The organism is Sphingobium sp. GW821-FHT02B05 (assembly GCF_059421905.1).
The window spans coordinates 1,490,990-1,506,745 of sequence record NZ_JBWKVW010000001.1 but is presented as its reverse complement, the minus strand read 5'-3'; the positions used below and the strand labels follow the sequence as shown (position 1 = coordinate 1,506,745).

General features: G+C 62.6%; 11 protein-coding genes and 1 pseudogene. 3 read left to right on the top strand and 9 right to left on the bottom strand.

What is annotated here, in order from left to right; translation table 11 throughout:
* The first annotated feature begins 2 nt into the window (after nt 1-2).
* Nucleotides 3-989, top strand: coding sequence for a phospholipase C/P1 nuclease family protein (locus AC07UX_RS07595; protein ID WP_495191314.1), 987 nt, complete (start codon nt 3-5; stop codon nt 987-989).
* Nucleotides 990-1,048: 59 nt separating this feature from the next.
* On the opposite strand, the pseudogene AC07UX_RS07590 reads toward AC07UX_RS07595, so the two are convergent.
* The 9 genes and pseudogenes from AC07UX_RS07590 to AC07UX_RS07550 all read right to left on the bottom strand — a co-directional run.
* Nucleotides 1,049-2,284: pseudogene (locus AC07UX_RS07590) on the bottom strand (MFS transporter); the annotation flags it as partial.
* Between the two features lie 96 nt (nt 2,285-2,380).
* Entirely contained in the window at nt 2,381-3,412 is a 1,032-nt protein-coding gene (locus tag AC07UX_RS07585) for a phospholipase C/P1 nuclease family protein (RefSeq protein ID WP_495191313.1), read from the bottom strand.
* A 9-nt stretch (nt 3,413-3,421) separates the two neighbouring features.
* A complete protein-coding gene (locus AC07UX_RS07580; protein ID WP_495191312.1) occupies nt 3,422-4,633 on the bottom strand; it encodes an SGNH/GDSL hydrolase family protein in 1,212 nt (403 codons plus the stop codon).
* A 15-nt stretch (nt 4,634-4,648) separates the two neighbouring features.
* A complete protein-coding gene (locus AC07UX_RS07575) occupies nt 4,649-7,567 on the bottom strand; it encodes a TonB-dependent receptor (protein ID WP_495191311.1) in 2,919 nt (972 codons plus the stop codon).
* A 111-nt stretch (nt 7,568-7,678) separates the two neighbouring features.
* Nucleotides 7,679-8,686, bottom strand: a complete 1,008-nt coding sequence (locus AC07UX_RS07570) for a FecR family protein (RefSeq protein ID WP_495191310.1) — start codon at nt 8,684-8,686, stop codon at nt 7,679-7,681.
* A complete protein-coding gene (locus AC07UX_RS07565) occupies nt 8,673-9,263 on the bottom strand; it encodes an RNA polymerase sigma factor (protein WP_495191309.1) in 591 nt (196 codons plus the stop codon). The genes AC07UX_RS07570 and AC07UX_RS07565 overlap by 14 nt, the downstream gene beginning before the upstream one ends.
* Nucleotides 9,264-9,429: 166 nt before the next feature.
* A complete protein-coding gene (locus AC07UX_RS07560) occupies nt 9,430-10,548 on the bottom strand; it encodes a glycerophosphodiester phosphodiesterase (RefSeq protein WP_495191825.1) in 1,119 nt (372 codons plus the stop codon).
* Nucleotides 10,548-13,004, bottom strand: a complete 2,457-nt coding sequence (locus tag AC07UX_RS07555) for a TonB-dependent receptor (protein WP_495191308.1) — start codon at nt 13,002-13,004, stop codon at nt 10,548-10,550. The genes AC07UX_RS07560 and AC07UX_RS07555 overlap by 1 nt, the downstream gene beginning before the upstream one ends.
* A gap of 152 nt (nt 13,005-13,156) precedes the next feature.
* On the bottom strand, nt 13,157-13,669 hold the full coding sequence (locus AC07UX_RS07550) for an aminotransferase class I/II-fold pyridoxal phosphate-dependent enzyme (protein ID WP_495191307.1): 513 nt from the start codon (nt 13,667-13,669) through the stop codon (nt 13,157-13,159).
* 144 nt (nt 13,670-13,813) lie between these two features.
* On the opposite strand from AC07UX_RS07550, the gene AC07UX_RS07545 reads away from it, so the two are divergent.
* Together AC07UX_RS07545 and AC07UX_RS07540 are read left to right on the top strand one after the other, a co-directional pair.
* Nucleotides 13,814-14,818, top strand: coding sequence for a threonine ammonia-lyase (locus AC07UX_RS07545; protein WP_495191306.1), 1,005 nt, complete (start codon nt 13,814-13,816; stop codon nt 14,816-14,818).
* Nucleotides 14,818-15,717, top strand: a complete 900-nt coding sequence (locus tag AC07UX_RS07540) for a LysR family transcriptional regulator (RefSeq protein ID WP_495191305.1) — start codon at nt 14,818-14,820, stop codon at nt 15,715-15,717. Before AC07UX_RS07545 ends, AC07UX_RS07540 begins: the two co-directional genes overlap by 1 nt.
* Nucleotides 15,718-15,756: the final 39 nt, after the last annotated feature.

The window sequence follows — 15,756 nt, the reverse complement described above, 5'->3', positions numbered from 1 at the left end:
CAATGCGTAATTTCACTTTGGCCCTGGCGCTCGGCGCGCTGGCATTTAGCCCCAACACCGCAATGGCCTGGGGCGGCACCGCGCATGCGGTGATCGACCGCGCCGCTCTGGACTCCATCCCGCAGGACGGCCCCGTCTTCCTGAAGAGCTATACTGACTATATTGCTGCCTCTGCTTCGCTGCCCGACAGCTGGCGCGGGGATTCTGAAAATTTCTCCAAGATAGAGGAAGACCCCAATCATGGCTGGTTCAGGGAGCAATTCTCGTTTCTGAAGCCAATCCCGCGCTCACGTTATGAATTCGTGATCGCGCTCTACAAACGCTATGAAACGATCAAGGACAACGACCCGGCGACTGCCGCGCGCACCAATGTGCGCTGGACGGGCACCTTGCCCTATGCGGCGATCGAAGCCTATGACCGGCTGGTCGTCTGCATGCGACAAGTCCGCAAGGCGCAGGCAGCGGGCCAGGATGCGTCGGTGCCGGAACAGCATTGCGCTTTCGACACGATCCGCCTCGGCCACTATATAGGCGACGGTGCGCAACCCATGCATGACTCGGTCCATTCAGACGGGTGGCGGGGTGACAATTCTGGTGGCTTTACCACCGATCGCAGCGTGCATGGTCGGTTCGAGAGCCAGTTCGTCGATGGCATGAAGCTGACCGTGGCGGACATTGCGCCGCGCATCAGGGCGCCGGGCCATCGCAGCGGCGACATGTTCGATGCCGTCCTTGCCTATCTGGACGAGGCTGGCGACAAGGTGGAACGGGTCTATATGTTGGAGAAGCGAGCGGGCTTTGCCGATTTTTCCGACAGGGATGTGCGCGCCATGGTCTATGAGCGGACGGCCGCCGGGGCCTCCATGCTGCGGGACATGCTCTGTCGCGCCTGGGCCGAAAGTGCCCAGCCGCCTGTCAAGGTCACACCCGCGCCGCTGTATTTCCGCAATCCGCGTTTCAATCCGGAGACCGGATCGGCACCCGACTGACGGCGCCGATCCAGCGCAGCAAGCAGGCGGCCATGTCGGGCATGGCCCAATGTGAAGCGACGCATCAGCAGAATGGCGGCGAGGCCGCCGGCCAGCGGGATGCCTAGGCCAAGGCTGATGATGGCGGCCTGGACCGCCATCGTTTGCGACTGGCCGGGGACATAGCCCAGCCAGCCCAGCGTCCAGCCGATCAGGCTGATCGAGGCCGCGCCGCTCGCCTTCACCATGACGAGGTAAAAGGCGAACAAGCCTGTTTCGAACCGTCTTGCGTGCCGCCATTCCACGACATCTACGGCGTCGGCAAGCAGGCCCCAAGGCAGCATGAAGACGCTGGCGAGGCCAAATCCAATCAGGGCCGCGCACCCCAGGAGCGTCGTCGGCCAGGACAGGCACAGGCCAAATGCAATCAGGCCCAAAATGCTTATGCCATGTCCCATGGCGAGCAGCGCGCTCTTGCTGAACCGGTGGGTAAGGGCAGTCCAGCACAGGACGCCGGCGAACTGCCCTGTCGCCAGCGCCAGCAACAGCGTGGGGACCAGATCGGGGCGGTGGACGACATAGCTGCCCATATAGAGCAGCGTCCGTCCGAAGGTCGGCGCGGCAAAGCCGGTCAACAGGGCCAGCAGGCCCATGCCCATCACCATCGGGTCGCGCAGCGGTACACCGATGCCGTCCAATTCAGCTTCGCGCTGCACAGGACGAAGCCGGCCGCTGCCGGAAGTCCAGGCGCACAGGATCATGGTCAGGGCAAACAGGCCGCCGGCCACCGCACCGGCCAGCGCCATCCGGTCGAAAACATGGTTGCTGCCGGCACGTTGCACCACTGGTGTCAGGACCGTCGCGACGACCAGCGCACTGGTGGTGCTGAAGAACAGGCGATAACCCGACACGCGCCCGCGGGCGCGGCTGTCGCTGGTCAACTGCGCCATCATCGCATTATGCGGCACGTCGATGATCGCGTAGGCACCACGGAACAGCAGCAGCGCTGCCGCGAGCATCCATAGTTGCCGCGCGCCCAGCATCGGCATGGCATAGAGAAAGGCGAAGGCCAGCGCGCAGGGCGTCGCCGCGACCGCAACCATCCAGCGATAGCCCTTGCCGGCGCGCCGTAGCCGGATGACCAGCCGCGCAGCGATCAGATCGAAGATCAGATCGCCGCACAAGGCTGCCAGCATCAACCATCCGGCGGTTGTGCCGCTCAGGCCGAACACATCAGTCAGCAAAAACAGGATCGTCAGTTCCGCGCCGCTGAAAACCAGCGCCTTGCCGAAATTGCCGGAGGCATAAGCCAGCATGCGGCCATCTTCCCGTGTACCGATCACCTCAACTTCCCGTATGTTCGTGACCGCATGCGGATTTGCGGGACGCGCGCGTCCTAAAAGTCTATTCTTTCATTCGTGCGACAAAGGACCGGGTGATGTGAAATTGCCTTCAGGCGGCGGCGCGGAGCCGGTTGCCGGATCGAAAGCCGGATCGGAAGGATTCAGGGGGTTCCTGACCTGTGGGGCAGTGGCCGCCTCTTTCCAGGCACGAACGATCATGTCGCGCAGCATGGCGGCGCCGGCGGCACAGCTGTGATAGACGAGGCTGCGGGCCTCGGCATTTTTGGGATCGTTCAGCGCGCCGCGTTGTTCCAGGGCATAGACCTGTTCCATCCGGTCGCCCGCATGGTCGAGAAAGGCGAGCATTTGATCAAAAAGATCGCCCCTGAGCGGATCGGTCGCGCCCATTAACGGTCGGATATCGTCCACTTTCAGGGCGATGGCAGCGACATAGGCGGACTCGAACTGTCCGTGGATCTTGCCGTCTCTGCTGTAACCTTTGGGATTGTCGCCGCGCCAACCGTCGCTGTTGACGGAGTCGTGCAGCGGCTGCGCACCGTCGCCGACATAATGGCCGAGACGCACGACACTATGGGCAATATTCTGCTCCAGCACGCGCGCCTGCGCTTTGTCTTCCTTGGCGCGCGCTGCCCGCAGCAAGCGCATTTCCGCGACCATCTGTCCATATTGCTCCATCGCTGCGTAGGGCAGGGTGCCGGTCCAGCGCACGTTCATGCGCGCGGCTGTCGCGGGTGCACTGTCCTTCAGCCGCAAATGTTCGCGATAAAGCGCCAAGACGAAAGCATAGCGGGACCGCGGGACGGGCTTGAGAAACGCGAACTGTTCGCGGAACCATCCATGATTGGGATCTTCCTCGACCTTCGCGAACGGCTCCGTGGCGTTTCGCCATTTGTCGGGCAACGTGGCCGAGCGGGTGATGTAGTCCAGATAGTCATGCAGGAAAATCGGACCGTCAGCCGGCAGAGCCTCGATGGCAGCGCGATCGATGACGACATGTGCCTGATGGCCCCACGCCAGCGCGGCAGTAGGGGACAGCGCAAGCAGGACAGCCATCAGCGGCGGGAGTGGCGAAAGGCGCATGGCTTTTTCCTATTCGGTGTAGGCAGGGCGGACGAGCGGACGCAATAGCGACAGAGGGACCGCGCGACCCATCGCCTCATAACCTGCGTCGCCTGGGTGCAACTTGTCGCCGGAATCGAACGGGCGTTTGATGGCGGGCGGCGTCCCGTTGTCGCGCAGCGCCGCATCGAAATCGACGACGGCGTCGAACCGCCCGCTCTTGCGTATCCACTGATTGGTGTGCTGCCGCACTTCCTCCATGTCGCGTGAGAGATATTTGGAACCCCAGCCAGGCGTGATCGTGCCACCGATTACCCGGATGCCGCGTGCGTGGGCCAGCGCGATGATCCGCTGATAGCCCGCGATCAGGTCAGCGGCGGCTACAGGGGCTTCGCCGGGCTGCCCCGCGCGCCATATGTCGTTTATGCCCTCCAGCAGGATCAGGTGCGTAACGCCGGGCACCGAAACAATGTCCCGATCGAACCGATCCACTGCCGCTGTACCGCGTCCCTCTCGCAGCAGGCGGTTGCCGCTGATACCCATGTTGACCACGCCGCAATGCGCGCCTTTTTGTTCGATCAGGCGCCGTGCCAGAACACCGGGCCAGCCGCGCCAGCCGGTGCGCGTACCTCGCGCGCCTTCCGTGATGGAATCACCCATGGTGACGATGGTGCAGTCGGCGGAGGGATTATGCACAGAAAATTGGGTGACGAACGGACGCAGCTTGCGCGTTTCCAGACCCGCCCCGTCGGCAGTCATGCCCGTCTCGCTGAAGGCAACAGGGAAACCGGCATTGCCACCGACAATGGTGCTGGGCGAACGGGTTTCGATCGTCAGGATGAGGTCGTCGCCGGCCTTGACGGCAAGATCGACTGGCAGGCTGAAAAGATCCGCTCCGGCTACGATCCCCATGGGCGAGCCGGTGGGAAATGCCAGCGGACGCTCGCTTGCGGTGTCGAGGCCGAAGCCTTCCTTTCCCGCAGCCTTGGCTACCGTCACCCGGCCGATCTCCAATGGCAGCGCGCCAGCCGGATTGGTGAATATGAAGCGGAGAGCGGAGCCCGACTGGCTGGATCGCAGGCGATAGCGATAAGTGCCGGCAGGTAGCGTATCGCGCACGGCCTTCGTCGCAGGCGAGGTGGCATAGCCCCATGCCCCACCCCAGCGCTGATTGTCCGGAGGGGCCGCAGCAGCGTTCGCCGCCAGTGCGGCAAACATGGGTGCAAGGCTGATGCGTTTCATGTCGACCGCCTCCAATCAGAATTTGTAGCGCAGTGCGGCGGAATAGGTGCGTCCTTCGAAATAGACGCGGTCGTGGAAATCTTCCGACCCCCAATAGGCCCGCTGCGGCCGGTTGGTGAGGTTGGTGCCGTCGATCGTCAAAGACAGGTTGCGATTGAAATTATAGGTGGCCGACGCAGCCAGACGCTCGATCGGATACCAGTTCAGATTCTTGGTCGGATCGGTGAGATTATAGGCCAGCGTGAACTGCCCGCGCCAGCTATAGGCGATCTTCGCGCGAAACCGGCCGTCGTCATAGAAGAGCGCGAGATTATAGGCGTGCTTGGAGATGCCTGCTGTCTGCCCCGTAAAGGCTGCCGTCGCGTTCGTGGCAGGCAATGCCTGCTTGGAGTCCGTATAGGTATAGTTTGCCGATACGCCGAAATTGCGCAGCATGCCGGGCGCGAAGTCGAAGAAGGTGCTTACGCTTGCTTCGATGCCCTTGATCGTGCCATCGCCGGCGTTGACCGGTCGGGTCACATCAACGATGCCCAATGCGCCGGGGATGCTGCTGTCCTGTTCGATCGCGTTGACGATGTAGTTTTTGACGTCGCGCTGGAACAGGGCGATGCTGGCGGCGCCGGCACGGCCATAATAATATTCAAGCGATGCGTCCCAGTTGGTCGACCGGATCGGCAACAGGTCTGGATTGCCGGTCGTTACGCGGCCTGTGTAAGCGCCCGATCCGGCCAGCACCTGCGCGAAGGTCTGGCTGGGGTTGAGCTGCGAGAAATCGGGGCGGCTGAACGTCTTCGTCCAGGCCAGGCGCAACTGAAGCTGCGGTGTGAAATGCGCCACCGCGCTGAAACTGGGGTCCAGGTCCAGATAGTTTTGTCGCGCGTGAACAGGCGTATAGCTCGTCACATTGCCGCCCGAAGTGGGCGAGCGGGACACGGCATATTGGGTGCCGTCGATGGCGAGCACCGTATTGACCAGACGCGCGCCCGCTACGCCGTCGATTGCGACACCGGCCAGATCGAAACCATATTTGATCTGACCATAGGCGGCATAGCTGGTTTCCTTTCCACTGAAGGCGGATTGGGGCGCGAAGGCGGGACGGCCGCCATCTGTGAACAGCTTGGTGGTCAGAAGGGAGTCGACATAGGCGTTCACGCTTTTGACATTGCTCATGCTGGCAAGCCAATTGGCATCGTAACCAACCCAGCCGCTCGGCAATGTCGCGTCGTCCGCCGACACGCCGCGCGTCAGCTTGACGGGCGTGGCACCACCCGGCACCTCGGACATGGACAGACCAAGAGGATTGAGGTTCGCAAGGCCCGTCCCGGTCTGATAGTCGGCGGTGCGCCGGGCGTAGCGAAACCCCGTCTTGATCGACCGGAAGAAGCCTGTCCCCGTGTCCAGATTGAGGTCGGTGCGCCATTGCAGGCCCTTGCCCTTCTGCCGGGTACGGGTGTCGGAATAGGCACGTACATGGAACTGGTCGATGTCGGACAGATCGACGTTGCGATAGCTATAGGACAAGCCGCCATATTTGCTGTCGCTCTGAAACACGGCGTCGATGACCGGCGCTTTGTTGAATGAAAGCAGCATGAGCTGCTGATCGGTTTCGATTTTCGATGTCGTATAGACAGCGCTGGTCGTCAGCGTGGCGATGCCGGAACTAAAGTCGGCGCCGAATTCAAGCTGGGTCGTGTCGAGCAATTGCCGGGTGTGGTTGGAGCGCGGCCCGGAATCTGCCGTCGCGGTGAACGTCGCACTCTTCACGATGTTGGTGCCAGGAACCAGTTCGACATTGGTCAACGGCGTCGTCAGCGCCATGTTGGTCTGAAGGTCGGTATCCGTATATTCATTGTCGTCGGTGACGTGGGTGGCGCGCAGATAGAGTCCGAAATTATAGGCCGGACGCCATTGCAGCTCTGCGGTAACGACCGGGCGCTCATAGCTGCCCTTGGGATTTTTGAGCAGGATGCCGGTCGGAAAGGCCTGGCCCGCGGCATTGGTCTGGGGCTGGAGGCTTTCGCGATAGGACTCATAATAATCGCGCTTGAGATAGGAGGCGTTGAGCATGACACCGATCTCTCCAGCGCCCGTGTCCCAATTACCCGCGACCAGCAGGTCGGCATTGCCGAACGCCTTCTTCGCCTGATCGTCATAGCTGCCGCGCAGCGTAGCGGCCGCGCTCAGGCCCTTCTTGAAGTCAAGCGGCTGGCGCAACTGTACGTCCACCGCGCCGCCGATTCCGCCTTCGATGAGGTCGGGCGTCAGCGCCTTATAGACTTCCATCGACCGGATAAGTCCGGCGGGATAGCTATTGAGCAGTGTGCGGCGCGAGGAGCCGGTATAGGCTTCCTGCCCGTTGATCATCGTCACAACCTGAGCAATGCCGCGAATGGTGATCGACTGGCCCTCACCGCGATTGCGGAAGATCTGGACGCCGGGCAGGCGGGCCAGTGCCTCGGTCGCGCTATTGTCCGGCAACTGGCCGATATCTTCGGCTGCTACGCTATCAACGATGGCGTCGGACTTGCGCTTTATCTCCCGTGCGATGTTCATGCTGGCGCGAAAACCGGTGACGACGATTTTGTCATCGTCGGCTGCCTGTTGCGCGATGGGCTTTCCCGGCTGGGGCACCGCCGCGCGCCGCAGGACGATGCGGGCGCCGTCATCTGCGGCGATCTCCAGGCCGCTGCCGGCAGTCAGTTGCCGCAGGGCGACACGCGCGCTCATCATGCCCTTGACCGGCCGACTGCGGATTGTTTCCAGCCCTTCGCCGGGCGCGACGATCTGCAACCGTGCTTGCTTGCCAAGGGCGGCGATCGCGGTCTGCATCTGCTGTGCGGGAATGTCGAACGCGCGATCCTGCGCGTGGGCCGGACATGCGACTGCAACCGCCGCAGCAAAGATGCTGCAGCCAGAATAAAATCTGGAATTCATGAAAAAAATGTCCCCGCTATTCGGCCTTCAAGACCGGGTTCGCGGACTAGATGCTGCCTGGGAGCCGATCCTCCACCCGGACGCGAAATTTTTTGTGCGTCGGTGGTCCTCTCACCGCGACAGGGTTATCGCGTCGGTTGAAACCGACAGTGCAAGCCCCTGTGCCAGAGCGGCCGCCCGCGCAAAGCCGATCGGATCGCTGGTCGAATAAACCCCCGCGACCTTGAGCCGGGCGACGGCGGGATCGGCGATGGCGATGCGCATGTCCGAATAACGGGCGAACTCGCGAGCCGCGTCACCCAGCGTCATGCCGGTCAGGTCCATCTCGCCGCGCTGCCACAGTCCGATCCGGTCGACATCGGCCATAGACAGTTTTTCCTGCATGACTTTCCGGCCGGCAAAGGCCAACTGATCGCCAGCCACCAGTCGCGTCGGCGCGCCATCGCCATGTCGCACCTCGACTATACCTTCACGGACCGTCACCGACACAGTGTCGGGATCGGACAACCGCACGATGAAGCTTGTGCCAACGACGCGAATGCGTAACGGTCCGGCGTCGACGATGAAGGGGCGTTCCATATCCTTGGCGACATCGAAATTGGCTTCGCCCGCCACGAGTGCGACGCGGCGGACATCATCCTGCAACGCCACCTTGATCTCTGCCTGGCTATTGAGCGTGACCGCCGATCCGTCGCGCAACGCCGCGCGCTGAACATTGCCCATCGATGCAGCGATGCTTTCCCCGCTGAACAGATTTTTCAACCCAACGACAGCCACCGCTGTTGCGGCGATCGCACCCAGTCCACCGCCAATCCACATTCTACGTGAAACGCCAGGTGTGTGGTCTTGAATCTCCGGCGGATGCTCGGCCCGATCGTCAACATCGGCTGCATCGCCCATCTGCGGATGCACTAGGGGGTAGGGGACGCCCAGCGATGCTGCGCGGTCGAAATAGGCGCTGGCGGCCATGGCGCGGGTAAAGGCGCCCATATTGCGGCTATCCTGGCCAGTCCATGCATCCAGTTCTGCCTCTTCCTGGGCGGACATTTCGCCGGATTGAATGCGTATGGCCCATTGCGCGGCGCAGGTTTCGCGCATGCTGGGTTCAGCGTTGGGCATCCCGCCGCTCTGTCTCAAAAACTCGGTCACGGTCTCTAGATGCCGGATCGCGTCGATTTCCGCCACGTCCGAATGCATGCGTCAGGCTGGCGAATGCCTTGACCATATGTTTTTCCACCGTGCTTTCGGCAATATCGAGTTGCCGCGCGACCTCCTTTTGCGACAGGCCGCGCAATTTGCGCAGCACGAAGACCTCACGGCAACGATCGGGCAGCCGGTCGATAAAGGCCGCGACCTGTTCCAACTCCTGGCGGTCCGACATGACCCGCTCTGCGTCTGGTGCCGGTTCGGGAATTTCCAATATCTCCGCCTGGGCGGGTGCGTCGATCATGACGACACGAGAGCGCCTTAGCGATTGGAGTACGACCGATTTGGCGACCTCGAAGAAATAATTTCGTGGCGTCTGGATATGATCGACCGATTTGAGGCTCGCCAATATGGCATAGCTTTCCTGGATGATGTCATCGACGTCCATGCCCCAACCCGATGGGCGGCGCGCCAGCCACTGCCGCAGAGCGGGCTCATGTGGGAAGATATGGCGGCCCAGCCAGGCTGCTCTTTGATGGGGAAGTCTCATCGCCAGTGGCAGATAGACATATTGAATGACAGTTTGGATACAGGGCGCGTTCCTGCTTCGCACATCCCCTTATATACCCCATGGCCTGCTGTACGGACCGCCGATGATATTGCCGCTGGATGTCGCCTTCGGGGCGATCTGGATTGGGAATTCTGTTCTTTCGATCTTAGGACATGGCACGCCGTCCCAAAGCCGGATCGTCTGTGAAGATCGCATCGACACCCGTTGCGATGTAGCGCTGCATCTCTGCAATACTGCCTGCCTCATTGCGCGCAGAGGGGCCATCGCCGTTGCGAAAATCAGCGGCCAGGAATTGATTTTCCGGACGGAAGGTCCAGATGCTGACGAGCAGGCCAGCCGCGTGCGCGGCATCGACGAGTCCTGTGGGCCTCGTCAGGCGCTGATCCTTGTCGACAGGAATGACCATCCGGACGTGGGGGGCAAGATAATCGGCATAGCTCGCGACGTCGGCAAGACCTGCGGGCGTCAGCATGTCGCGATAGGACCGCTTGCCGCCCGCCGCCAGCACATCGGCCGGGGCCTGGGCCGGGTCGCCGATCAACTGCGCCAATTGGATGTTGGGATATGCGGCTATCTTGCCGCGCAGCGCACGTAGATTGGCGACCTCGAACGACTGGATGGCGAAGGGCGCGCGTTGGAGATAGGCGCTCTTGCCGATGATATCGATCAGCCGCTGCTCCTGCGGCAGGCCGATGCCGGCAAAATAGGTCGAATGCTTGATTTCGGGGATCAGGCCGATGGTCCGGCCGCGTGCGGCGGATTCGGCTGCCACGAAATCGGCTATCTCCTCCATCGACACGATCTGGAACGCGCCGTCATGGGACTGGCTTTCGGGCCGGATCGCGCCCAGCCGTTCCTTGGCACGCAAAGTCTTGAGTTCCGCGAAGGTGAAATCTTCCGTGAACCAGCCTTCCTGCCGTTCGCCGTCGATCGTCTTGACGGTCTTGCGTCCAGCAAATTCCGTCCGCGCCGCCACGTCCGTCGTGTCGGCGATATTATTCTCATGCCGCGCCACCAGGACGCCGTCTTGCGTCGCGACCAGATCGGGTTCGACATAGTCGGCACCATCCTGGATCGCCTTGGCATAGGCGGCCAGCGTATGTTCCGGACGCAGCGCCGATGCGCCGCGATGGGCGATCAGCAGTGGCGGACCCTTGCGCGCCATGGGCGCGGCGATCGCCGCTCCTGCGCCCGTTACAGCGCCGACTGCCAGGCCAGCACCCGCCTGAAGCAGGGAGCGGCGCGATACTGGCCCGGCCTGCATCAGTAGTTCACCGACAGCGTGGCGAACCACTGGCGCGGCGGGATGGGATAGACGTTATAGTTGTTGGTGTTCGCGCTCGCCTGCACCGTTGACGCGCCGGTCGTGTCGAACAGGTTGGTGACGTTCAGGCTGACTTCAGCCTTTTGCAGGCCGACCATGCTGGCGGGCAGGCGATAGGCGATCCGGGCGCTGGCCTGGAACACCGACTTGACCGACGCATCATTGGTAAAGGTGGTGAACCGGCGGCCGACATAGTCGCCGATCAGCTGCGCGTCGAAATCGCCAAGCGTCAGCGTCGCGACCGTCTTGTTCATCCACTTCGGGCTGACGGGTATCAGCTTGCCGCCGGTGGGTACGACGCCGCCCACGGTCGCGATGCCGCCAATCCGGGTGCCGGTGGCGGCACCGGTGATGGTGCTATAGTCGCTGTCGTAGATGGAGCGATTGTAGGACACGGCGTTGTAGAGCGAGAACACCTGCCCGAACCGCAACGTCAGCGCCGCATCGATGCCGTCCGTCTTGACGCCGCCGACATTGAATACCGCAGGCGTCCCGCCGCTGATGCCACCGCCGCCGATGCCGCCGATTGCGCCGGCGGGCGTGATGCCCAGCAGGCGGTCGCTGAAATCGACATGATAATAGTTCACCTGCGCTTCGATGCCGGTCAGGAACGCGCTGTCGATGGTGCGGCGGCTGCGCAGGCCGATTTCATAGACCCAGGATGTTTCGGGACGGCCGTTGAATTTGAGATTGTCGAACGCTGCCTGGCTGCCGCTGCTCCACGGCGTAACGCCGCCGCCGCCATAGGGCTGGAAGTGGCGCAGGTTCTTCTGCACATTGACATAGACCTGTTCGCTATCGGTGAAGTCCCACTTCGCACCGATTGCGGGCAGGAACCAGCGCTTGGTGTTGATCTCGCCTTCGGGCAGGGCACTTGCCGAACCGGGCAGCGACCCGATGATCGGCTGCACCGGGAAGGTGCCGCTGGCAAATTGCAGGCTGGACTTGAAGCCGCCCTGGATCAACAGGCTGGGCGTGACCTGCCAGCTGTCCTGCACATGGAGTTGCAAGACGTTGGTGCGCATTTCGCTGGCATATTGGGTGAACAGCGGGTCGTGCGGCGGCAGGGAATAGGGATTGTAGTCCTGCGGCCGGGTGACGTCGAGCGCATACCAGTTCCGATAGGCGGCCGAGCTGTTATATTCGTACCAGGCGCCCAGCTGGATCTGATGGTTGCCCAGCGTCGCGTCGATCGAAGACAGGATGCCGCCGCGGTCGATACGATATTCGGTGGTGCGGATCGCATAGCCCGAATTGCCGGTGGCCGTCTTCAGATTCTGGCCGGGGAAATAGAGCGAGAACAGGTTGGGCAGGCCCGCGACCGTGATCGGCCCCGCAACGATGCCCGCACCGTCATTATTATGGTAATAGATCTGGTTCGACCAATCGACCTTGTCCGACAGATGGGCCTGATATTTGAGGTAGCCCAGATAATCGGTGCGGATGGCGGCGCTGTAATAGTTGCGATAATTCTGCGCTTCGGCCGCCGGCACATTGCCGCTGGCGTTCAGATAGGCGACTGCTGCGTCGAAGTCGGGGTAGAAGAAGGGGCGGGTATAGGGCTGATATGCCTGCGCCGCATTCGCAGGGGTCTTGAAGACGGTGGTCGCGTCCTCATTGGGTTCCTGCTTGTCGGAATAGCTGAAATAGGCCGTGAACTTGCCGTTGCTGTCGTCGTGCACGAATTTCGCGTTGGCGGCCCAGCCCTTCTGCTTGCCCCGGAAATCCCAGGCGCGGGCACGATGGCGCAGGACCGAGACATAGCCGCTATTGCCATCACCAAACGCGCCGCTGTCCAGGCGGACAAACGTGCGGGCCGTGCCATAGCTGCCAAACGTGTGATTGAGCTGAGCGCCCATTTGCGCACGCGGATCGCTCGAAAAATTCTCGATCCCGCCGCCCAGGTTGCTGGTCGATGCGATGCCCAGTTCCGCCGTACCGGTGGCAACGACGACGCTGCCGACATTTTCGGAGATGATGGCGCGCTGGGGCGACAGGCCGTTGAAATTGCCATAGCTCTGGTCGCCCAGCGGCACGCCGTCCAGCGTGTGCCCCAATTGCTGGGCGCTGAAGCCATGGATGAAGAGCGAGGCGTTCTGTTCGTTGTTGCCCCATGGGTCGGCGGTCACATACATGACGCCCGGCAGGGTCTGGATCGCCTTGAACGGCGCGACGCCCGGCAGGATCTTCTGGATTTCCGTCGTGGTAATGGCGGTGGCGGAGCGCGTCGCCTTCACGCCGGTAACGACGATCGAGGTCGGCTCGCCATCGGCGTCTGCCGGCTGTGCCGCAGAAGGTGCGGGCGTCTGCGAGAAAGCTGGCACGCTTACCGCCAGAGCGAACAGACCGGTGCCGCCCAGAAGGCAGGCGCGCGAAAGCGCGTGCAAAATCGTCATGACCCTATATCCCCAAACAATGTGCGATTTCGCACTTGCAGCATCGCGTTAGGTGGGATTGGTTGCCGTTTCCGGTCCGTTTCGGGTCGTATTCATGACATTTGAACGGCGACCATGTTGCATTGCTGCCCCATCAGGCATGCGATAGTCGATCAACGCGCCCAGCGTTTCGTCCAGACTGCGGGCGCGAGCAGCTTCGAAGTGGAACCGGCATGGATGACCCGTGCAGGCGCGTGGCTCGCCATCGGCAGCAACGGTTGTGCACTAAAATGAACTTCATGGTCATAATCGTCTTCGATAATCGCGAAGGCGAATTGTCGGGCGAGTTCCAGCAAGCGCAGGCGCCGTTCGGGCCGCATGGATACGGTGGTGGGAAACTGATGGTGCGGGGTGAGGAAGATCGCCCGCACCCGATGCTTGCGACAGGCGCGTTCGCCATCGGCGACATCGACGCCGTCTTCATCCAGTCCGACCGTGACGATCTTCGCCCCGCAGGCGCGGAACGCGGCGACGGCTGGCTCGTAGGTCAGTCGTTCGACCAGCACCGCGTCGCCCGGCCGGATCAGGATGCGTGCGTTCAGGGGCACGCCCATCTGGCTGCCGCGCATGATGCAGATATCGTCTGCCGCGACCATCAGGCCACGCTGGCGTCGCGCGATCTGCATGTAGCGCGGGTAGCAAAAAATCAGGACGTCGCAAAAAGATCGACCATCCGTGCGCCTGACCAGGAGCGGGCCAGCAGGCGCAGGTTGGCGCTTCTCCTCCTGCCGGGGGAGCGCTAGAGCCTTGGACGCAATAAGGAGCCGCGCATGGATCAACCGCCCGTCATCACCATCGCCGATATTATCGACGCCGCCCATGTCATCGCCCCGGCCGCCGTGCGCACGCCCTTGCTGGAAAATGACGCGCTCAACGATCGCGTCGGCCGCCGCGTCCTGCTGAAGTTCGAAGGGGCGCAGCGCACCGGATCGTTCAAGTTTCGCGGCGCGTATAATCGTCTGGCGCGGCTGGACGATCGGGAGCGGGCGGCGGGCGTCGTCGCCTGGTCTTCGGGCAATCATGCGCAGGGCGTGGCGGCTGCTGCAAAGCTGCTCGGCATGCCGGCGACGATAGTGATGCCGGCCGACGCGCCTGCGGTCAAGCTGGCCAACACGCGCGCGCTCGGCGCGGACATCGTGACTTATGATCGCCATCGTGAAAGCCGCGAGGCGATCGCCACCGCTTTGTCCCAGGAGCGGGGCGCAGTGCTGGTGCCGTCTTTCGACGATCCCTTCATCATCGCTGGGCAGGGCACGGCCGGCCTTGAAATTCTGGACCAGGCGGCGGAAGTGGGTGCCGATATCGGTCAGATCCTCGTCTGTTGCGGCGGAGGCGGCCTGACCGCCGGCATTGCCACGGCGGTCAAGGCGCGCGCACCCGATATCGCGCTTTATTCGGTCGAGCCGGCGGGTTTCGACGATACCGCCCGTTCGCTCGTCAGCGGCCGGCGCGAAACGGTGGCGACCGATGCCCGCAGCATCTGCGACGCGCTGATGGCGCCCAGCCCCGGCGGCATGACCTTCCCGATCAACCAGGCGCTGCTGTCCGGCGGTCTGGTCGTCAACGACGATCAGGTGCGCGATGCCATGCGCTTCGCCTTCGCCTCGCTCAAACTGGTGGTGGAGCCGGGCGGGGCGGTCGCACTGGCCGCCATGCTCAGCGGCCTCGCGCCATCCTGCGATGGCGCCAGCGTCGTTGTGATGTCGGGCAGCAACGTCGATCCTGCAATCTATGCAGCCATAGTCGGGCCGCCCATCGTCGGAGACGTCGCCTGATGATCGATCCGCGCGCCATCCGCACCTTTCTGGCGGTCTGCCGTGCCAACAGCATCAGCGGCGGCGCGCGGGCGCTTAATATCTCGCAGCCATCCGTATCGATCGCGATCGCGCAACTCGAACAGTCGCTGGGCGGCGTGTCCTTGTTCGAGCGCTCGCGCAGCGGCATCCAGCTGACGCCCGAAGGCGAGGCGTTGCTGCGGCGCGCGGAGGCGATCGACAGCCTGATGGCCGATGTGGAAACCGAAGTGAAGCTGGCCAGCGCCGGCGTGACCGGGCCATTGCGGGTGGGTGGCACGCCCGGCGCCCTGGTCAGCCTGCTGCCCGACGCGGTGCGCCGCATGGAGGCGCGGATCGGCCATTTTGCCCTGCATGTGGTGGAACGGCCAGACCATGATCTGGCGGCGATGCTCCATCGGGGCGAAATCGAACTGGCGTTCGTGACCACCGGCATCGAACAGCCGCCCGCAGGCATCGAAGAACGCACTTTCTCTCGCGATCCTTTCGCCCTGATCGTGGGCAGGCAGAATGACCACATGCCCGCGCGCCTTTCGTTGCGCGACACGGCCCATATGCGCTGGGTCTTGCCAGAAGCACGCGGGGCCTTTCGCCGGCAGGTCGATGCGCTGTTCATGGCCGCCGATATCCCGGTGCCACGGGATATCATCCGCTGCGACTCCCTGCTCACGACCAAGGCGATGGTCCGTGGAAGCCAGCGCGTGACCATCTTGCCGATGCAGGTCGCCTCGGCCGAATTGTCGATCGGCGTGCTGCGCGCGATAGCGATCGAGGAAGCACAATTTGCCCGAAGCATTGGCGTGCGCAAATTGGCGGAGGGCCGTTTGTCACGTCTGGGCATGGAATTGTTAGACACGCTTATCCATAGTTCGAAACTATGATGTATCCAAAAATCATTATTTTTCTTTCTATGCGTAGCA